The following is a 19,450-nucleotide window of genomic DNA, read 5'->3' on the forward strand; positions in this document are numbered from 1 at the left end:
CGCACCGCGCCGCGTCGTAGCGTCAGGCCCGAGCCGTGACTAGCGGCGCTAGTTTTAGTCGTTGCCGGAGGGTGTCCCATGTCCGCGTCCTCGAAGTTGCCCCCGTTCGACCCTGTCGACCCCCTCGGCATCGACGACCTCCTGGAGCCCGAGGATCTGGCGATTCGCGGCACCGTGCGGCAGTGGGCCGCGGACCGGGTGCTGCCGTACGTCGCCGACTGGTACGAGAAGGGCGAGCTGCCGGAGATTCGTGAGCTCGCCCGGGAGCTCGGGGAGATCGGTGCGCTCGGGATGTCCCTGAGCGGCTACGGGTGCGCCGGGGCCTCCGCCGTGCAGTACGGGCTCGCCTGTCTGGAGCTGGAGGCCGCCGACTCCGGGATCCGGTCCCTGGTCTCCGTGCAGGGGTCCCTCGCCATGTACGCCATCCACCGGTTCGGCAGCGAGGAGCAGAAGCAGCAGTGGCTGCCTCGCATGGCCTCCGGCGAGGTCATCGGGTGCTTCGGGCTGACCGAGCCGGACCACGGGTCCGACCCGGCGTCCATGCGCACCTACGCCAAGCGTGACGGGTCCGACTGGCTGCTCACCGGGCGGAAGATGTGGATCACCAACGGGTCCGTCTCCGGCGTCGCCGTCGTGTGGGCGCAGACCGACGAGGGGATCCGCGGGTTCGTCGTGCCGACCGACAGCGCCGGGTTCTCCGCTCCGGAGATCAAGCACAAGTTGTCGCTGCGGGCCTCGGTCACCAGTGAGCTGGTCATGGACGACGTACGGCTGCCCGCCGATGCCGTGCTGCCCGAGGTCGTCGGGCTGAAGGGGCCGCTCAGCTGTCTCTCGCACGCCCGGTACGGGATCGTGTGGGGGGCCATGGGTGCGGCGCGGTCCTGTTTCGAGGCTGCTGTCGACTACTCGAAGTCGCGGGAGCAGTTCGGCCGGCCGATCGGGGGCTTCCAGCTCACCCAGGCCAAGCTCGCCGACATGGCGCTCGAACTGCACAAGGGGATTCTGCTCGCCCATCATCTGGGGCGGCGCATGGACGCCGGCCGCCTGCGTCCCGAACAGGTCAGCTTCGGCAAGCTCAACAACGTCCGCGAGGCCATCGACATCTGCCGTACGTCACGGACGATCCTCGGTGCCAACGGGATCTCGCTCGAGTACCCCGTGATGCGGCACGCGACCAACCTCGAATCGGTGCTCACCTATGAGGGCACCGTCGAGATGCACCAGCTCGTGCTGGGCAAGGCTCTCACCGGGCTCGACGCCTTCCGCTGAACCCCACCAGGGGGCAGGGCCGATGAGCGGCCCTGCCTCAGCTCTGGTTGTAGAAGCCGTCCGAACGGTGAGCCGACGCCTCCCCGCTGATGATCTCCGTGTCGGCCGGAGTCAGCAGGAACACGCGGTTGGACACGCGGTCGATCGAACCGCGCAGACCGAAGATGAGCCCCGCCGCGAAGTCGACGACACGCTTGGCGTCGGCCGGCTCCATGGCCGTGAGGTTCATGATGACCGGGACCCCGTCCCGGAACAGCTCGCCGATGGCGCGGGCGTCCCGGAAGCTGTCCGGGGTGACCGTGCCGATCCGGCGGCCCTTCTCCTCGGCGACGTCCGTGGCCACCTTGACCCTCGGGTCGGTGACCCAGGCATCCCCGGGCTCGGTCCCTTCGGAGTAGTCGTCGTCGTAGTAACGCTCGTCATCGTTGTCGTCAACGAGGCCCAGCCAGGCACTCGCCTTGCGCACCGATCCCATGGACGCCTCCTCTCACAGCGGTCTTCTTACATTCCGCATCCCTATGGTCATCCATGATGCGGACGTCGCGCCAAGTGGATAGACGCCGCGCGGGGGGTTTGTGACGGTACTGGTGCACAGCGAATACGTCGAGAGCCCGTGTCCCCCAAGGGGCATGCCACGTACGGCTGCTGACTGTGAGTGAAATATGATTCTTCACGGCGTATGGGTGATGCGGGGTGCGTACGGGTGAACGAATCGGCCATGGCGATCTGTGCCACGGTCGGTACGATGCGGCAGCTCAGCGTCGTTGTGGCATCGTAAGAACCACGGGGGGACATCGTGTTCGGAATCGTCAGGCCCTGTCGTCATCGGCTCGGAGACCAGCTCACCGGTCAATGGATGGCGCATTTGTGCGGGTTGTGCCTCTCGTTGCGTGGGGACCACGGTCAGTTCGCGCGGATCGTGACGAACTACGACGGGCTCCTTATCTCCGTTCTGACGGAGGCTCAAGCCGAAATGGACAGCGGAATGCGGCGTACGGCCGGACCGTGCCCGCTGCGTGGCATGCGCACCGCGTCCGTGGCACAGGGTGAGGGGGCCCGGCTCGCCGCCGCCGTCTCGCTGGTGCTCGCCTCGGCCAAGGTGCGTGACCATGTGGCCGACGGGGACGGGCTGCTGGCCCGCAGGCCGCTGGCGCGCGCCGCTCGCCGGGTGGCCACCGGGTGGGGTGCGGCGGGCGCGCGCAGCGGCTCGGCCGTCGGGTTCGACACCGCCGTACTGGTCGACGCCGTGGACCGGCAGGTCGGCATCGAGGCGCTCGCCGGGCCCGGGACGCCGATCCTCGCGGTCACCGAACCGACCGAGACGGCGACCGCCGCCGCCTTCGCCCACACCGCGATCCTGGCCGGACGGCCCGGCAACGCCGAACCGCTCGCCGAGGCCGGACGCCTCTTCGGACGGCTCGCGCATCTCCTGGACGCCGTGGAGGACCAGGCGGCCGACGCCGCGGCCGGTGCGTGGAACCCGCTGACGGCCACGGGGACCTCGCTCGCCGAGGCGCGGCGGCTCGCAGACGACGCCGTGCACGGGGTGCGGCTGGCGCTGCGCGAGGCCGAGTTCTCCGACGCCAAGCTCGCGCACCTGCTGCTCGTGCACGAGCTGCGGCGCTCGGTGGACCGGGCGTTCGGCACGGTGCCGACCTGCGCGTCCCATCAACCCGGGCCGTACGGCCAGCCGCATCAGCATGGCCATGGGCAGGGACAGGGACAGGGACAGGGACAGGGGCAGGGATACGGGCAGGGGCCCGGGCCGTACGGGGCACCGCAGCATCCGTACGGCGGGCAGAACCCGTACGCGGGCGGGAACCCGTACGCCGGTGGTGGGGGAGCGCCCGCCGGTGGTGGGGGAGCGCCCGGTGGCGGTGGTGGTGGCTTCGGCGGGTTCGGCGGTGGGCCGGCGCCCCAGCCGCGCGGGCGGCGTGGGTTCTGGGCCGGCTGCGGGATGTTCTGGCTGCTGTGTTGCACCTGCAAGCTGTGCTGTGCGAAGGAGTACGAGGGCCCGTGGTCCCGTAAGAAGCGCGAGGGCTGTTGCCGTGACTGCGACTGCGGGGACTGCTGCCCCTGCGACGGCTGCTAGGTACCAGGGCTCCCTGAGGAGGGACGGCACCCGATATCGGAGATTTCACTCCGGTATGGAAGGGTTGACGACATGACCTCCGACTCGATCGACGCCTGGCAGCAGTGGCACGAGCAGCGCGCCGCGTGGGTTTCGGCGCCCTACGGGCCGCTGGCGCTGACCGGGACGCACTGGCTGGAGGACTATCCGGAGAGGCGACTTCCGGACATCCCCGGGGCGTGGGCCGCCGACGGTGACGAGGTCGTCCTCACGGCGGCGGAGGCGGACGGGCTGACCTTGGCCGGGCGGCCATTCGAGGGTGCGGTCAGGCTGGTGGCCGATCCGGAGCCCGCGAGCGGGGCGCGCGTGGCGTACGGGGAGCGCAAGCTGGTCGTGTTGAGGCGCGACGGGGCGTGGGGCGTACGCGACTTCGACCCCGCTTCCGAGGCGCGCCGGGCGTTCCGGGGCATCGAGGCCACGCCGTACGATCCGCGCTGGTCGGCGCAGGGGTACTTCACGCCGTACGGCGAGGACCGGACCGTGCGGGTCGACAACGTCGACGGGCGCCGGCGCGGTCTCGGGCTCGGCGGAAAACTGGCGTTCGCCCTGGACGGGCAGGAGTTCACGCTTCAGGTCACCGTCGAGGGCGACGGTTCGCTGTGGGCCGTCTTCGCCGACGCGACCAGCGGCGACAGCAGTTACCGCTTCCGGTTCCTGCGGCCCGCCGCGCCCGACGCCGACGGCCGGACGACGGTCGATTTCAACCGTGCCCTGCTGCCGCCGTGCGCCTTCGCCGACCATTTCGTGTGCCCCTTCCCGCCACCGGGGAACACCCTCGCAGTCGCGATCCCGGCGGGGGAGCGCACCCTGCGCTGAGGTGCCGAGAGCGGGCTGACCGGGACAGGGGCGGTCAACTCGCACAGATCGTTCAAAGATTGACGGCCGAAAGGCGCTCTTGCGGCTACCCGCCGTTCGGCCGAATACTCCCCCTCAGCGCTTGTCAGGGGCACGGCATGTTCGGAATCCGGACATCCTGGCTTTTGACTGCGCCTCACGGGCCCCGACCCCACGCGGGCCCCCGACTTCCCTTGGAGGGAACGAAACGTGAGGATCGAGCGCACCACCCCCCGCAGTGGCATTGCGAGACGGACCCGGCTGATCGCCGTATCCACCGGCCTCGTGGCTGCAGCCGCGATCGCGATCCCCAACGCGACCGCCGCGGAAACCCCCGACACCTTCAGCGCCGCCCAGCTCAAGAGCGCCAGCGGCTCCGTGCTGAAGGCCGACATCCCGGGCACCGCCTGGGCCGTCGACAGCAAGACCAACCGCGTCACGGTGACCGTGGACTCCACGGTCTCCCAGGCGGAGATCGCGAAGATCAAGGAGCAGGCCGGCACCAACGCCGACGCGCTCACGATCAAGCGCACCGCCGGCAAGTTCAGCAAGTTCATCCAGGGCGGCGACGCCATCTATGCGAGTAGCTGGCGCTGCTCGCTCGGCTTCAACGTCCAGGACAGCAGCGGCAACCAGTACTTCCTGACCGCCGGCCACTGCACCGACGGTGCGGGCACCTGGTACTCCAACTCCGGCCGCACCACGGTCATCGGCTCGACCGCCGGCTCCAGCTTCCCGGGCAACGACTACGGCATCGTGCGCTACTCCGGTTCCGTCAGCCGGCCCGGCACCGCGAACGGCGTGGACATTACCCGCGCGGCCACGCCCAGCGTGGGCACCACCGTCATCCGTGACGGCTCCACCACCGGTACGCACAGCGGCCGGGTCACCGCCCTGAACGCGACCGTCAACTACGGCGGCGGCGACATCGTCTCCGGTCTGATCCAGACCACCGTCTGCGCCGAGCCCGGCGACTCCGGCGGTTCGCTCTACGGCAGCAACGGCACCGCGTACGGTCTGACCTCCGGCGGCAGCGGCAACTGCAGCTCCGGCGGCACGACCTTCTTCCAGCCGGTGACCGAGGCCCTCAGCGCGTACGGCGTCAGCGTCTACTGACACCTCGGTTCGGCCTGAGCAGCAGCCGGCAGCATGTGAGCCCCCGCACGCAACTGTCGTGCGGGGGCTCGCCCTTGTTCGCATGCCGGGGTTACCGTCGATGTGCAGGCAGTACTCCCCTGTAGTGCGCCCACGTCGGACCCTGGGGGTCGGTGATGGTCGAGGAGCTGGTGGCGGCGGGAGTGGCGCTCGCGTTCGCCGGTGTGGTCTATGTGGCGGCGGCCGCGCGGGTCGTCAAGCAGTACGAACGGGGCGTGGTCTTCCGCCTCGGGAAGCTCCGGCCCCAAGTGCGCGGTCCCGGCTTCACGTTGATCGTTCCGGGCATCGACAGACTGCGCAAGGTGAACATGCAGATCGTGACGATGCCCGTGCCCGCGCAGGAGGGCATCACGCGGGACAACGTCACCGTGCGGGTCGACGCCGTCGTCTACTTCAAGGTGACCGCGCCGGCCGAGGCGGTCGTACGGGTGGAGGACTACCGGTTCGCGGTCTCGCAGATGGCGCAGACGTCGCTGCGGTCGATCATCGGCAAGAGCGAGCTGGACGATCTGCTGTCCAACCGCGAAAAGCTCAACCAGGGGCTGGAGTTGATGATCGACAGTCCGGCGGTGGAGTGGGGCGTGACGATCGACCGGGTGGACATCAAGGATGTGTCGCTGCCCGAGACCATGAAGCGGTCGATGGCCCGGCAGGCGGAGGCCGACCGGGAGCGGCGGGCGCGGGTGATCAACGCCGACGCGGAGCTCCAGGCCTCCAAGAAGCTGGCGGAGGCGGCACATCAGATGGCCGATGCGCCTGCGGCCCTTCAGCTTCGGCTGCTGCAGACGGTGATGGCGGTGGCGGCCGAGAAGAACTCCACGCTGGTTCTTCCGATTCCGGTGGAGTTGTTGCGGTTTCTGGAGAAGGGGGCGCAGGTGTCCGCGGAGGCCGCCGGTGCGCAGCGGGCGCCGTCCGTCGGGCCGCGGGCCGTGCAGGAGGAACTTCCGCCTCTCGAACCACGCTTGGACTCGGACTCCGAAGGGTCGATTTCGAGACAGGAGTAGACCTTACGCGCTGCGTATGGTTCCCTCGCGTGCAGTGTTTGCTGTGCGAATAGGCCCCGCGTGACTGTGCACGGTCAAGGTGGCGGGGGCGTGCAACCGTGTTCTACGCGCGTCCTGAAGTCGACCTTGTGCGCTCCCTGTGGGCCTAGGAATAGTGAGCGTTGTTCAACCGGCACGGGCGTGGCTTTTGTTGTGAGTCGCCTCCGTAGCCGTACGCCTTCCGGTTCGTGAGGTCCCCACAACCTCTCGGGCCGACCCCCCACAGGAGGACGTAAGTTGAAGCACCGACGCATACCCAAGCGGCGTGCAGCCGTGGCAGGTGCGGGCATCGCCGCACTGGTTGCCGCGGGAGTGACCTTGCAGAGTGCGAACGCGAGTGAGTCGCCTGACGCGTCCGCGCCGAAGACCCTTTCGGTCGGCGCGGCCGGAAAGCTCGCATCGACGCTCGCCAAGGACCTCGGCGCCGACGCCGCCGGTACCTACTACGATGCGCAGACCAAGAGCCTTGTCGTGAACGTCCTCGACGAGGTCGCCGCCGACGCCGTCGAGGCCGCCGGCGCCAAGGCCAGAGTCGTCGAGAACTCGCTCGCCGAGCTGAAGAGCGCCCGTACGACGCTCAAGCAGGACGCGACCATTCCCGGCACCGCCTGGGTGACGGACCCGGCCACCAACAAGGTCGTCGTCACCGCCGACCGCACGGTCTCCAAGGCCGAGTGGAGCAAGCTCGGCAAGGTCGTCGACGGGCTGGGTGCCACGGTCGAACTCAAGCGGTCTAAGGGGGAGTTCAAGCCCTTCATCGCGGGTGGTGACGCCATCACCGACGGCAGCGGCCGTTGCTCGCTCGGCTTCAACGTCGTCAAGGGCGGCGAGCCGTTCTTCCTGACCGCCGGGCACTGCACCGAGGGCATCACGAACTGGTCGGACTCCGAGGGCAACGCGCTCGGCACCAACGAGACGTCCAGCTTCCCGGACAACGACTACGGTCTGGTGAAGTACACCGGCGAGGTCGACCACCCGAGCGAGGTCAACCTCTACAACGGCTCCACGCAGGCCATCAGCGGTGCCGCCGAGGCCACCGTCGGCATGGAGGTCACCCGCAGCGGGTCGACCACCCAGGTGCACGACGGCAAGGTCACCGGGCTGGACGCCACCGTGAACTACGGCAACGGTGACATCGTCAACGGGCTGATCCAGACCGACGTCTGCGCCGAGCCCGGTGACAGTGGTGGGTCGCTGTTCTCCGGTGACAAGGCGATCGGGCTCACCTCCGGGGGCAGCGGTGACTGCACCTCCGGTGGGGAGACGTTCTTCCAGCCGGTGACTGAGGCGCTGTCGGCCACGGGTACTGAGATCGGCTGACGGTTCGTCGCTTTTGTGGAGTCCCGTCCCTCTTGTGGGGGCGGGGCTCTTCGTCGTGTGGTGCGTCTTGCCTCCGACGGTTGGGGCGGGATGCCTGCGGCGGCCCGCTCGGCTGAGTGGGGGTTCGCGTAGCGCCTGCGGCCGGTGGGTGGGTCGGGGCCGTGCGCGGGTGCGTTCGCCCCTGTCTACGGCCTTCTGGTGCCGCCTGTTCGTAGTTTCGCCGCCAAGAGTGTGATCGCTGCTCCTGCTGCTGCCCAGGCCGAGAGGATCAGTAGGGAAGCGGTTGTGTCGTTGCCCTTGAAGTAGGCGATCGAGCGGGTGGCCCAGGTGCCTGCGCCGGGGGGCAGGGCCGGGCCGATGTCTTTCCAGAACGGTGGGAGCAGGGGGAGGGGGAGGGCGCCGCCTGCGCTCGGGTTGCCCAGGATCACCACGATCAGGATGGCCAGGCCGATGCCGGCCATGCCGAAGATGGCCTGGAAGGCGAGGGTGGCCGCGCCCACGGCGAAGGTGATCAGGGCGCCCACGCCCCAGAGGGCGACGAGGCTGCCCGGTAGTGCGCCCAGGATGGGGCCGATGATCAGGGCGCCGCCCAGGCCGGCGGCGATCGCCACGAGGGCCATGACGATGAGGCGGATCACCGAGCGTCTCGGGGTGGGGCGGCCGGCGCCCGAGCTGATCGTCATGATCGACGCGCACAGGTAGCCGCCCACGCACCAGCCCACGGTCGCGTAGAAGGCCGTGAGCCCGTTGGCGTCGTGCCGGTCGGCCGGGGCCACGTCGATGGTGCGCAGGGTGCGTGCCTCGGATCTCTCCAGAGTGGCGACCAGGGACTCCAGGGTGGCGGCCAGCACCCTTCCGCCTCCGGTGGCGACCAGGAGGGTGTCGGTGGTGCTGTTCGGGTCGACCAGCAGGGCGCCGTCGATTTCGCGGTTCAGGATCTGCTTCCTGGCCGTCGCCGCATCGGCCACCGTGCGCGGGTCCAGGGGGTCGTCGGGCAGGTTCTCCAGCCGGTCCACCGTCTGCTGGGCGGCGACCCCGGGTGCCACGACTCCCAGTGGGACGTTCTTGGGTCTCGGGTCGTGCAGCGCCCCCACGTAGGAGGCGATGAAGAGCAGAGCGAGGCCGACGGCGCCGGTCACGAGCATCGTGGCCCGCGGGGTGACGGCATCCTTCACTTCGGCGAGGAAGGGGCTGCGTGGAGTGTCGGCGCCCGGGGTCTGCGTCATGCCCCCCACAGTCCTGCTGGTCAGGCGTTTGTGCAGGTGGGAGGCGGCCGAACGGATGTCGCACGAGTGTTCGAGAAACGGTCCGGAAATGGTCTATGGTGGGGGTGGGAGAGTTGGGAACTGATGTTCGAGCGGCTCATGAGTGCGGGAGGTGCGTGTGCCAGGGTTCACGCATCTGCACACCGTCTCCGGGTTCTCCCTGAGGTACGGGGCCTCGCACCCGGAGCGGCTGGCCGAGCGTGCCTCCGAGCGGGGGATGGACGCCCTGGCTCTCACCGATCGCGACACGCTCGGGGGCGCTGTTCGATTCGCCAAGGCCTGTGCGAAGGCCGGCGTGCGTCCGTTGTTCGGTGTGGAGCTGGCCGTGGAGGACTTCGGGCTCTCGGAGGCGGGCGAGTCCGCGGGGCGGCGGCGCCGGGTTCCGGTGCGGGGCGGTGCCTTTGTCGACGACTCGACGCCTCGTGTCACCTTTCTCGCCCGGGACGGGGCCCGTGGGTGGGGTGATCTGTGCCGGATCGTTTCGGCTGCGCATGGTGGGGAGGGGCCGCCGATGCTGCCCCGCGAGGACAACCGGGGGGACGGTCTGATCGTTCTGCTCGGGTCCGACTCCGATGTCGGGCGCGCGCTCGCCGCCGGTCGTCCCGATCGGGCGGCCAGGCTGCTCGGGCCCTGGCGGGAGGTCTACGGCGACTCCCTGCGGCTGGAGGCCGTCTGGCACGGGCGCAAGGGCACCGGCCCGGGGTCGTTGCGGCTGGCCGCCCGGACCGTCGGCTTCGCCGCCGAGCAGCGGGTGCGGCCTGTGCTGAGCAATGCCGTCCGGTACGCGGATTCCGGTCTGGGGCCGGTCGCCGATGTGCTGGACGCCGCGCGGCGGCTCGTGCCCATCGACTCCACCAAGGAGCTGGACTCCGGCGAAGCCTGGCTCAAGGGTGCGGGGGAGATGGCGCAGGTCGCCGAGCGGGTCGTCGAGGCCGCGGGCTTCCGGCGCGATACCGCGCACCGGCTGCTGGAACAGACCAGGGCGACCGCTTCCGAGTGTCTCGTCGATCCCGAGGACGACCTCGGGATCGGCAGCGTCCACTTTCCCGAGCCGTATCTCGTCGGCGCCGGGCAGCGCACCGCCCAGCGGGCGCTTTCCTCGCGGGCGGCGGCGGGCATGGTGCTGCGCGGCTATGACGGGCGGCGGGCGTACTGGGAGCGGATGCACCAGGAGCTGGACATCATCGCCCACCACGGGTTCGCTTCTTATTTCCTGACGGTCGCCCAAGTCGTCGATGACGTACGGAAGATGGGGATCCGGGTGGCCGCGCGTGGCTCCGGTGCGGGGTCGCTCGTCAATCATCTGCTCGGCATCGCGCACGCCGACCCCGTGGAGCACGGGCTGTTGATGGAGCGCTTCCTGTCCAAGCGCAGGCTGGTGCTGCCCGACATCGACATCGACGTGGAGTCCGCGCGCCGGCTGGAGGTCTACCGCGCGATCATCGACCGGTTCGGGACCGAGCGGGTCGCCACTGTGTCGATGCCGGAGACCTATCGGGTGCGGCATGCGATCCGGGATGTGGGTGCCGCCCTGTCCATGGACCCCGCCGACATCGACCGAATCGCCAAGTCCTTCCCGCACATCCGGGCGCGCGATGCCCGGGCGGCGCTGGAGGAACTGCCCGAGCTCAGGCAGCTGGCGGGGGAGCGGGACAGGTACGGCAGGTTGTGGGAACTGGTGGAGGGGCTGGACGCCCTTCCGCGCGGCATCGCCATGCATCCGTGCGGGGTGCTTCTGTCCGACGCCTCCTTGCTCTCCCGTACGCCCGTCATGCCGACCAGCGGCGAGGGCTTCCCCATGTCGCAGTTCGACAAGGAGGACGTCGAGGATCTCGGGCTGCTCAAGCTCGACGTGCTGGGCGTGCGGATGCAGTCGGCGATGGCGCACGCGGTCGCGGAGGTGAAGCGGGTCACGGGGGAGCGGGTCGATCTGGACGCGCTCGACTTCGAGCGGGGGGACGGCGATCCGGCGACGTATCAGCTGATCCGGTCCGCCGAGACGCTGGGCTGCTTCCAGATCGAGTCGCCGGGGCAGCGGGACCTGGTCGGGCGGCTTCAGCCGGCCACCTTCCACGATCTTGTCGTCGACATCTCGCTCTTCCGGCCCGGGCCGGTCGCCGCCGACATGGTGCGGCCGTTCATCGAGGCGCGGCACGGGCGGGCGCCGGTGCGATATCCGCATCCGGATCTGGAGGAGCCGCTGCGGGAGACGTACGGGGTCGTCGTCTTCCATGAGCAGATCATCGACATCGTGCACATCATGACCGGGTGCGGGCGGGACGAGGCGGACCGGGTGCGGCGCGGGCTGTCCGATCCGGAGTCGCAGGGGCGGATCCGGGTGTGGTTCGCACAGCATGCGGCGGCCAAGGGGTATGACACGGAGACCATCCGGCGGACCTGGGAGATCGTCGAGGCCTTCGGGTCGTACGGCTTCTGCAAGGCGCACGCCGTCGCCTTCGCCGTGCCGACCTATCAGTCGGCCTGGCTGAAGGCCCATCACCCCGCCGCTTTCTATGCGGGGCTGCTCACCCATGACCCCGGGATGTATCCGAAGCGGCTGCTGCTGGCGGACGCGCGGCGGCGTGGGGTGCCGATCCTGCCGTTGGACGTGAATGTGTCGGGGGTCGCACACAGGATCGAACTGGTGTCTGAATCCGAGAGGGGTGGGGGGACTTGGGGACTGCGGCTCGCGCTCTCCGACGTGCATGGCATCAGCGAGGCCGAGGCGGCACGGATCGCGCAGGGGCAGCCGTATGCCTCGCTGCTCGACTTCTGGGAGCGGGGGCGGCCGAGCCGACCGCTCGCTCAACGGCTCGCGCAGGTGGGCGCGTTGGACGCCTTCGGGGCCAACCGGCGTGATCTGCAACTGCATCTGACCGAGCTGCACCGGGGCGCCCGGGGTGGCGGCGGGGGACAGCTCCCGCTGGCCGGCGGGCGGAAGACGGCCGCGGCGGGGCTGCCCGACCTCAGCTCGTCGGAGCGGCTCAGTGCCGAACTGGGTGTGCTGTCGATGGACGCCTCGCGCAATCTGATGGACGACCACCGGGCGTTCCTCGACGAGCTGGGTGTCGTCTCGGCGCGGCGGCTGCGCGATGCCCGGCACGGCGAGACGGTGCTGGTCGCGGGTGCCAAGGCGGCCACCCAGACGCCGCCGATCCGGTCCGGCAAGCGGGTCATCTTCAGCACGCTGGACGACGGGACGGGGCTGGTGGACCTCGCCTTCTTCGACGACTCGCACGACGCGTGTGCCCACACCGTCTTCCACTCCTGGCTGCTGCTGGTGCGCGGGGTGGTGCAGCGGCGGGGTCCGCGCAGTCTGAGCGTGGTGGGTTCCGCCGCCTGGAACCTCGCCGAGCTGGTCGAACTGCGCGCCGAGGGCGGCCTGGACGTGGTGGCGGCGCGGCTGGCGGAGCCCATGGCGGAGGGGGACGGAGACGATCCGACGCACGGCCGGCGCATCCAGATGCCGACCGGATACGAAATGCACCCGTGGGCCGATCTGCGACCGGCGGGTCAAGAGCCTTCACAGGTAAGGAAGTTGTGGCACCAGAGTCCGGGGAGTGCGGGATGACCATCCTCTGCGTACGTTTCCAGCTGCCGCCGGCGGGTGAGGCGGCCCTGCCCGGGCTGCTCGGACTGCTGGAGGACTTCACGCCGGTCGTTCAGGCGCTGCCACCGGACGGAGCACTGGCCGATCTGCGGGGCGCCGAGCGGTACTTCGGGCGCGACGCCGTCGAGTTGGCGTCGGTGATCCGGGTGCGCGCCCTCGCCCACCACGGGGTCGACTGTGTGATCGGCGCCGGGCCGGGCCCGATGCTGGCCCGCGTGGCACTGGGGGACGCCCGGCCCGGGGTGACGTGCGCCGTTCCCGAGGAGCCGGACGCCATCGCGCAGTTCCTCGCCGGCAAGCCCGTCGCCGCGCTACCCGGGGTCGGCGCCGCGAGCGCCCGCACCCTGTGCGAGTACGGCCTCGACACCCTCGGCCTGGTCGCCGCCGCACCCCTGTCCACGCTCCAGCGCCTGATCGGCGCGAAGGCCGGCCGCGAGCTGCGCGAGAAGGCGCGCGGAATCGACCGGGGCCGGGTGGTGCCGAACTCCGTGTCGCGCTCGCTGGCCACCGAACGCCCCTTCACCCGCGACGAGCTGGACCCTGACAGGCACCGCCGCGCCCTGCTCTCGGCCGCCGAGGAACTGGGCTCCCGGCTGCGCGCCCTGGACAAGGTCTGCCGCACCCTGACCCTCACCGTCCGCTACGCCGACCGCTCCTCGACGACCCGCAGCCGTACCTTGAAGGAGCCGACGGCCCACTCGCCGGCGCTGACCCGGGCGGCGTACGACATGTACGAGGTTCTGGGCCTCCAGCGCGCCCGCGTCCGCGCCCTCGCCCTGCGTGCCGAGGGGCTCGACCCCGCCGAGCAGGCCTCCTACCAGCTCACCTTCGACCCGCTCGACGAGAAGGCCCGCCGCATCGAGGAGGTCGCGGACCGCGCGCGGGCGAAGTTCGGGCCGCATGCGGTGATGCCGGGGTCGCTGGCCGCCTGACTCCTCTCATGCGGAGGTCAGTTGGCCCAGGGCGGCGTGATGCGCGTGCCGTCGGCCAGCTCCGCCGTCAGGCCGATGGAGGTGGTGACCCAGGTGACGGCGGTCCGCTCGGTCGGGTTCTCGACGGTCAGCGTCGCGCCCGGGTTGATGATCAGGGTGTCGCCCGCCGCGATCCGGTCCGTGCGGTCGTCGAGCGTGATCAGCAGCTCTCCGTCGAGCAGGTGGAGGATCTCCTCCCGGTTGACGGTGTGCGCGGGTGCCTTGGTCCCGGCCGGGATCTCCCCGCGCCAGGCGCACAGTTCTTTGCTGCCGCTGGCGGGCGTGGCGTACGAGACGAAACGGGCGCCGTGGATTTCGTGGGTGACGGCTTCGGACGCGCGGATCACGGGCATGGGTGCCTCCTGGGCATAGATGGTCAAGAAGCTTGACTATATGTGTCTATGGTCAAGCTGCTTGACCAATACGTCAAGGGTGTTTCAATGCCTGCGTGCAGAACTCCGAAGCCATGGCCCTGTCCGCCGCCCTGCTCGCCGTCGCCGGTGAGCTCACGCAACGCATCAATGACGGCGTGGTGGCCCGGGGCTTCGAGGGGGTGCGGCCCGCGCACGGATTCGCGTTCGCGCGGCTCGCCCCGGACGGTGCGACGGCCACCGATCTCGCCGCCCACCTCGGCGTGACCAAGCAGGCGGCGAGTCAGCTCGTCGACGAGATCGTGCGCAAGGGGTATGCCGAGCGTCGGCCGCATCCCGATGATGCGCGCGCCCGGCTGGTCGTGCTGACCGAGCGGGGGTGGGCCTGCACCCGTGCGGCCGAGGAGGCGGCCGCGGAGGCCGTCCGGGCGTGGGTGGGCGTGCTCGGTGAGAGCGAAGTGCAAGCGCTGTTGCGCCAGTTGGGGCGCATCGCACCCCATGGCCCCATCAGGCCCACTTGGTGATGGTTCATCAGTGGATGTAACCGGCCACTGGTTATCACTGGAAGTTTTTACTGACGCGTAACTTCACACGTCTACTACTCGCCCGTAACTTGACGGGTGAACAGCATCCTCGTGATCCGGATCACAGGGCGTAAGGCCGTCGCAACTCCCTTGAGCCGCAAGGAGATCACACGATGCTGCCCTGGAAACGAGCGCTCAGACCCCTGGCCGCGCTGCTGCTGACCGCCGCGGTCGCCGTCGTCCCCGCCACCACGGCCCAGGCGGCCGAAGCGGCGGCGACCACGCACAGTGGCTGGAACGACTACTCCTGCAAGCCCTCCGCCGCCCATCCCCGCCCCGTCGTCCTCGTGCACGGCACCTTCGGGAACTCCGTGGACAACTGGCTGGGCCTGGCGCCCTACCTGAAGAACCGCGGGTACTGCGTCTTCTCCCTCGACTACGGCCAGCTGCCCGGCGTGCCGTTCTTCCACGCCCTCGGCCCCATCGACAAGTCGGCGGAGCAACTGTCCGCCCATGTCGACAAGGTGCTCGCCGCCACCGGCGCCGCCGAGGCCGACCTCGTCGGCCACTCGCAGGGCGGCATGATGCCCCGCTACTACGTCAAGTTCCTCGGCGGGGCCGCCAAGGTGAACGCCCTCGTCGGCATCGCGCCCAACAACCACGGCACCACCCTCGGAGGCCTCGCCAACCTGCTGCCGTACTTCCCCGGCGCGGAGGACCTGCTCAGCACCGCCACTCCCGCCCTGGCCCAGCAGATGACCGGATCCGCCTTCATGACCAAGCTCAACGAGGGCGGCGACACCGTCCCCGGCGTCCGCTACACGGTCATCGCCACCAAGTACGACGAGGTGGTCACGCCGTACCGGACTCAGTTCCTCAACGGCCCCGACGTGAAGAACGTCCTGATCCAGGACCGGTGCGCGGTCGACCTGTCCGAGCACGCGCTCCTCGGGCTGACCGACCGGATCGCCTTCCACGAGGTGGTCAACGCGCTCGACCCGGCCCGTGCCACGCCCACCACCTGTGCGTCCGTGATCGGCTGAGCACGCCGCCGGGGCCTGACCGGCCTGAGCCGCCGGTCAGGCCCCGGAGTTGTGGGGCGGTGGAGCCGCGGGTCAGCGCCCGTGGCGAGCGCCGGCCGCACGGCGGCGCACCGACGCGAACAGGACCGCCGAGCCGAGCGCGAGGGTCGCCGCGCCGCCCATCGCGAGATACGCCGTGCTGCCGTCCCCGCCGGTCTCGGCGAGGTTCTCGGTGGCACCGGCGGCCTTCGGCTGGTTGGCCGGGGCTGACTGCTCCTGCGCGGCCGCCGCGGCCGGCTCCACCGACGTACTGGCGTCCTGGTCACCGTGGCCGTTGTGCTCGATGGTCGACTCGTCGGCACCGTCCTCGATCTGCTCCTCGGAGGGCGCGGAGGCGCTCGGCGCGGGCGCGGCCTCACCGGTGGTGTCGCTGCCGCCCGAGGTGTCCGTGCTGCCGCCACCGTCGCCACTGCCCGAACCGCCCCCGCTCGCGCCGCCGAAGGCGACGTCCGAGCAGGAGTAGAACGCCTCCGGGCTGTCCGAGCGCTGCCAGACCGCGTACAGCAGCTGCTTGCCGGAGCGCTGCGGCAGGGTGCCGGAGAAGGTGTAGAAGCCGCCCGAGGCCGCCGGGTCGGTGGACGTCGCCACCGGGTTCGCCAGGTCCAGGTCGTCCCAGGCCAACGGCTTCGACGGGTCGTACCCCTGCTTCGTGATGTAGACCTTGAAGGTGCCCTTGTGCGGCGCGGTCACGCGGTACTTGAACGTGTACGACCCGCTGCTCACGCTCGTCGCCGGCCAGTCGGCGCGGGCCAGGTCGAGGCCCTTGAACGCCTCGCTGTTCGCGCTGCACAGCTTGCCGTCCGGGATCAGCTCCTGGTGCCGGCCGTCCGCGTTGCCGATGCGTATGCCGTTCCAGTCGTAGAGGGCCTGCGTACCGCCCGCCGCAACCGCCGCCTTGCACGCGTCGGACTTCGGGCTCTCCGGGCCCTCCGCGTAACACTGCGAGACCCGGCTGACCGGGTCGCCCATCGAGCCGTGCGCCGAGGCGGGCGCGGTGGCGAGAGCGGTGAGGGCGAGCGGGGTCAGGCCCAGGGCGGCGACGGTGGCGGCCTTGCGGCGTGCGGGCATGGGGGATCTCCTCGGAAACGGAACTGATGAGTGCCGGATCCAAGAAACCGCGAAAACGCCTGTCGCAGGGGGTTCGCGGCGATCTTTAGGGTCGCCTTAAGGTGCGGCTAACCAGCAGCTCAGGATGGGTGGTTGAAGCGCGCCCTGTCGCCCCAGCCGGCCTGTGAGCGAGCTCCGGAGCTGTTCGCGGTCGTCGCGTCAGTCCGCACTCAGACGCTGCGCTTGGCTCCCCGAATGGCTCCCGCCGTTGCTTCCCGTCTGGTCTCGTCACGCAGTACGTGCAGCTCTGGGCACCGTGGCTCGTCTTCTGCCGGCAGGGAAGGCGCGCGTCGGATCTGCTTGGTGCACGCCGGCGCATGTCGACGCCATCGGCTTGGGAAGCTGCGGACACGTGAACGGGGCTGAATGAGACGGAAACCGAGATGGGCGTCGGCCGGGTCGTCCGGCGGGGCCGGAGCTGATGATGACCTGGCGTATGCCGTCTCCGGCCGAGTCCGGACTCACGCCTCCTGCGTGGCGTCGATCTCGGCGATCAGGGCCTCGATGCGCTTGTGGATCTCGTCGCGGATGGGGCGGACGGCCTCGACGCCCTTGCCCGCGGGGTCTTCCAGGGCCCAGTCCAGGTACTTCTTGCCGGGGAAGATCGGGCAGGCGTCGCCGCAGCCCATGGTGATGACGTAGTCGGACGCCTGGACGGCCTCGGTGGTGAGGACCTTCGGCTCGGCCGCGGAGATGTCGATGCCGACCTCGTGCATGGCCTCGACGGCGGCCGGGTTGACCTGGTCGCCGGGGATGGAGCCGGCGGAGCGGACCTCGATCCGGTCGCCCGCGAGGTGGCTGAGGAATCCGGCGGCCATCTGGGAGCGCCCGGCGTTGTGGACGCAGACGAACAGCACGGAGGCGAGCGGGCTGGAGGACATCGGTTCTTCCTTCGTGAATGGATCAAGCAGGTTGTGCAAGGGGTGGTGGGTTCAGGTGCTCGGCAGGGAGGCGAGGAGTTCGGTGATGTGGGCGTCGATCTCGTCGCGGATGCCGCGGACGACGGCGATCCGCTCGTAGGAGTCGATGGCCAGGCGCTGGATCGTCTCGGCGGAGAAGCGTCCGCGGTAGTGCAGGGCCACGCGGGCTATGCCGGACGCAAGGCGGTCGTCGGGCAGGACGGGGGGCGGGGATGCGGTCATGGGAACCCCCTTCGGGGCATGGGTCCCCACGGATGCGGGGATACGGGTCCCAAAGATCAGCCCAGGCTGGTATCAGCCCGGAGTGATGTGAGATTATCAGTCCATGCTGACGTCAGTCGACACTGATCTGTTGCGGGTTCTCGCGGACCCGCTCCGCCTCCGGATCGTCACCCTGCTCGCCAAGGAGACGCTCTGCACCACGCACCTGATCGAGGAGACGGGGGCCAGGCAGACCAACCTCTCCAACCACCTGAAGGTGCTGCGCGAGGCCGGGGTCGTGGAGACCGAGCCGTGCGGCCGGTTCACCTACTACCGGCTCAAGCCCGACGTCATCACCTCCCTCGCGGGCCAGTTCGCCGATCTGGCGGAGACGGCGCGCACCACCGCCGAGAACAACGTCAAGCGGTCCTGCCCCTGATCCCCGCCCCTGCGGCGACCTGCACCGAGGAGTCCAGTTGACCGCCACCGAGGCTGCCGAGCACGACAGAGCCGAGGAATCCCCGATAGCCCCGGACGTGGTCGGGGCCGACCCGCAGCCCGCCCCGGGCGCCACCCCGCCCCAGACGCCGCCGCTGCTCGCCAGGGCCGCGGCCGAACTGGTCGGCACCGCGGCACTCGTGGCGGTGGTGGTCGGCTCCGGCATCCAGGCCACCGAACTCACCGAGGACGTCGGCCTGCAACTCCTCGCGAACTCCACGGCCACCGTCTTCGGCCTGGGTGTGCTGATCCTGCTGCTCGGCCCGGTGTCCGGCGCGCACTTCAATCCCGCCGTCACCCTCGCCGAGTGGTGGACCGCTCGCCGCGGCGGCCCCGGCGTGACGTTGCGGGAGGCCGCTGTCTACGTCCCCGCCCAGATCGTCGGCGCCATCGCGGGCGCGATCCTGGCCGACGCGATGTTCGGCGAACCGCTGGTGAAGTGGTCCACCCACGACCGCTCAGCCGGGCACCTGCTGCTGGGCGAGGTCGTCGCGACGGCCGGGCTGATCCTGCTGATCTTCGGCCTGGCCCGCACCGACCGCCTCCGCTTTGCCCCCGTCGCGGTCGCCTCCTACATCGGCGCCGCGTACTGGTTCACCTCGTCCACGTCCTTCGCCAACCCGGCCGTGACGATCGGCCGTGCCTTCACCGACACCTTCGCCGGCATTGCTCCGGGCTCGGTGGTGGGCTTCATCGGCATGCAACTCGTCGGCGCCGTGGTCGGCTTGGCGCTCGTGGCCCTAATCTTCCTTCCCGGCCGGACAACCGCCGAGTGACGCGTACGTCGCAGCGGCAACTGGCGGCGCATCCTTCATGATCGCGAGGAGATGACGACATGGACTCGGCGCTGATCGCACCAGTCGTCTTCGCCGCCGCCCTGGCGATCGGCACCGCGGTTACCGAACTCCGGTCTCCTGGCTCCGCCCGCGTCACATGGGGCCTCGTCCGCGACCGGACGGCGGTCGCCGCGGGTGCCGTAGTGATGATGGTCGTCACGGTGACGGGCGGAGGTTGGTCGGGCCTGGCCTGGGGCGTGCTGGCCGGGGTGCTGACCGGGCACCTCGTTCATCGGGCACGCCCCCGCGACCAGTAGCGCTGGGCTGCGGTCGCCTTCGGACGGCTGAACGCTGTGGGGCCCGCTGTCCCGAA

The 19,450-nt window shown here is 70.1% G+C and carries 19 protein-coding genes; 13 read left to right on the top strand and 6 right to left on the bottom strand.

The features are described from left to right. Nucleotides 1-78 precede the first annotated feature (78 nt). On the top strand, nt 79-1,269 hold the full coding sequence (locus OHT51_RS33350) for an acyl-CoA dehydrogenase family protein (RefSeq protein WP_328882622.1): 1,191 nt from the start codon (nt 79-81) through the stop codon (nt 1,267-1,269). Between the two features lie 37 nt (nt 1,270-1,306). Here OHT51_RS33350 and OHT51_RS33355 read toward each other — a convergent pair whose 3' ends face one another. Next, a complete protein-coding gene (locus tag OHT51_RS33355) occupies nt 1,307-1,744 on the bottom strand; it encodes a cell division protein SepF (RefSeq protein WP_328882623.1) in 438 nt (145 codons plus the stop codon). A gap of 321 nt (nt 1,745-2,065) precedes the next feature. Here OHT51_RS33355 and OHT51_RS33360 point away from each other — a divergent pair, with 321 nt between their 5' ends. The 5 genes from OHT51_RS33360 to OHT51_RS33380 all read left to right on the top strand — a co-directional run bounded on the left by OHT51_RS33360 (nt 2,066) and on the right by OHT51_RS33380 (nt 7,752). Then, complete coding sequence (locus OHT51_RS33360) at nt 2,066-3,361, top strand: DUF5685 family protein (RefSeq protein WP_328882624.1); 1,296 nt, start codon at nt 2,066-2,068, stop codon at nt 3,359-3,361. Nucleotides 3,362-3,433: 72 nt separating this feature from the next. Continuing rightward, entirely contained in the window at nt 3,434-4,216 is a 783-nt protein-coding gene (locus tag OHT51_RS33365) for a DUF1684 domain-containing protein (RefSeq protein WP_328882625.1), read from the top strand. Nucleotides 4,217-4,444: 228 nt separating this feature from the next. Continuing rightward, nucleotides 4,445-5,350 (top strand): S1 family peptidase, encoded by a 906-nt coding sequence (locus tag OHT51_RS33370; RefSeq protein ID WP_328882626.1) that lies wholly within the window; start codon nt 4,445-4,447, stop codon nt 5,348-5,350. A gap of 155 nt (nt 5,351-5,505) precedes the next feature. After that, on the top strand, nt 5,506-6,393 hold the full coding sequence (locus OHT51_RS33375) for a slipin family protein (RefSeq protein WP_328884528.1): 888 nt from the start codon (nt 5,506-5,508) through the stop codon (nt 6,391-6,393). 276 nt (nt 6,394-6,669) lie between these two features. Then, on the top strand, nt 6,670-7,752 hold the full coding sequence (locus OHT51_RS33380) for a S1 family peptidase (RefSeq protein ID WP_328882627.1): 1,083 nt from the start codon (nt 6,670-6,672) through the stop codon (nt 7,750-7,752). Between the two features lie 185 nt (nt 7,753-7,937). Here the strand turns inward: OHT51_RS33380 and OHT51_RS33385 are convergent, their stop codons facing one another. After that, a complete protein-coding gene (locus OHT51_RS33385; RefSeq protein WP_328882628.1) occupies nt 7,938-8,978 on the bottom strand; it encodes an ABC transporter permease in 1,041 nt (346 codons plus the stop codon). Between the two features lie 157 nt (nt 8,979-9,135). Here OHT51_RS33385 and OHT51_RS33390 point away from each other — a divergent pair, with 157 nt between their 5' ends. Continuing rightward, nucleotides 9,136-12,588, top strand: a complete 3,453-nt coding sequence (locus tag OHT51_RS33390) for a DNA polymerase III subunit alpha (protein ID WP_328882629.1) — start codon at nt 9,136-9,138, stop codon at nt 12,586-12,588. Then, the gene (locus tag OHT51_RS33395; RefSeq protein WP_328882630.1) at nt 12,585-13,559 is read left to right on the top strand and encodes a DNA polymerase Y family protein; all 975 of its coding nucleotides are present in this window, start codon (nt 12,585-12,587) and stop codon (nt 13,557-13,559) included. The genes OHT51_RS33390 and OHT51_RS33395 overlap by 4 nt, the downstream gene beginning before the upstream one ends. A 17-nt stretch (nt 13,560-13,576) precedes the next feature. Here OHT51_RS33395 and OHT51_RS33400 read toward each other — a convergent pair whose 3' ends face one another. Then, complete coding sequence (locus tag OHT51_RS33400; protein ID WP_328884529.1) at nt 13,577-13,951, bottom strand: cupin domain-containing protein; 375 nt, start codon at nt 13,949-13,951, stop codon at nt 13,577-13,579. Nucleotides 13,952-14,046: 95 nt separating this feature from the next. Between OHT51_RS33400 and OHT51_RS33405 the strand changes: the two genes are divergently transcribed. Together OHT51_RS33405 and OHT51_RS33410 are read left to right on the top strand one after the other, a co-directional pair. Then, nucleotides 14,047-14,493: a MarR family winged helix-turn-helix transcriptional regulator gene (locus OHT51_RS33405; protein ID WP_328882631.1), complete on the top strand. Its 447-nt coding sequence runs from the start codon at nt 14,047-14,049 to the stop codon at nt 14,491-14,493. Nucleotides 14,494-14,666: 173 nt separating this feature from the next. Then, nucleotides 14,667-15,536 carry an esterase/lipase family protein gene (locus tag OHT51_RS33410; RefSeq protein WP_328882632.1) on the top strand — a complete coding sequence of 290 codons (870 nt, stop codon included), beginning with the start codon at nt 14,667-14,669 and terminating at the stop codon, nt 15,534-15,536. Between the two features lie 72 nt (nt 15,537-15,608). On the opposite strand, the gene OHT51_RS33415 is transcribed toward OHT51_RS33410, so the two are convergent. The 3 genes from OHT51_RS33415 to OHT51_RS33425 form a co-directional block, all read right to left on the bottom strand. Next, complete coding sequence (locus tag OHT51_RS33415) at nt 15,609-16,643, bottom strand: lytic polysaccharide monooxygenase auxiliary activity family 9 protein (RefSeq protein WP_328882633.1); 1,035 nt, start codon at nt 16,641-16,643, stop codon at nt 15,609-15,611. 500 nt (nt 16,644-17,143) lie between these two features. Then, entirely contained in the window at nt 17,144-17,563 is a 420-nt protein-coding gene (locus OHT51_RS33420; RefSeq protein ID WP_328882634.1) for an arsenate reductase ArsC, read from the bottom strand. A 51-nt stretch (nt 17,564-17,614) separates the two neighbouring features. Next, nucleotides 17,615-17,824 (bottom strand): hypothetical protein, encoded by a 210-nt coding sequence (locus OHT51_RS33425; protein WP_328882635.1) that lies wholly within the window; start codon nt 17,822-17,824, stop codon nt 17,615-17,617. A gap of 103 nt (nt 17,825-17,927) precedes the next feature. On the opposite strand from OHT51_RS33425, the gene OHT51_RS33430 reads away from it, so the two are divergent. Genes OHT51_RS33430 through OHT51_RS33440 form a run of 3 tightly spaced genes read left to right on the top strand, consistent with a single transcriptional unit; the run spans nt 17,928 to nt 19,394 of the window. Further along, nucleotides 17,928-18,242: an ArsR/SmtB family transcription factor gene (locus tag OHT51_RS33430; protein WP_328424080.1), complete on the top strand. Its 315-nt coding sequence runs from the start codon at nt 17,928-17,930 to the stop codon at nt 18,240-18,242. A 37-nt stretch (nt 18,243-18,279) separates the two neighbouring features. Continuing rightward, on the top strand, nt 18,280-19,077 hold the full coding sequence (locus tag OHT51_RS33435; protein ID WP_443052626.1) for an aquaporin: 798 nt from the start codon (nt 18,280-18,282) through the stop codon (nt 19,075-19,077). A 59-nt stretch (nt 19,078-19,136) separates the two neighbouring features. After that, complete coding sequence (locus OHT51_RS33440; RefSeq protein WP_328882636.1) at nt 19,137-19,394, top strand: hypothetical protein; 258 nt, start codon at nt 19,137-19,139, stop codon at nt 19,392-19,394. Nucleotides 19,395-19,450: the final 56 nt, after the last annotated feature.

Source organism: Streptomyces sp. NBC_00299, assembly GCF_036173045.1.
GTDB classification, from domain to species: domain Bacteria; phylum Actinomycetota; class Actinomycetes; order Streptomycetales; family Streptomycetaceae; genus Streptomyces; species Streptomyces machairae.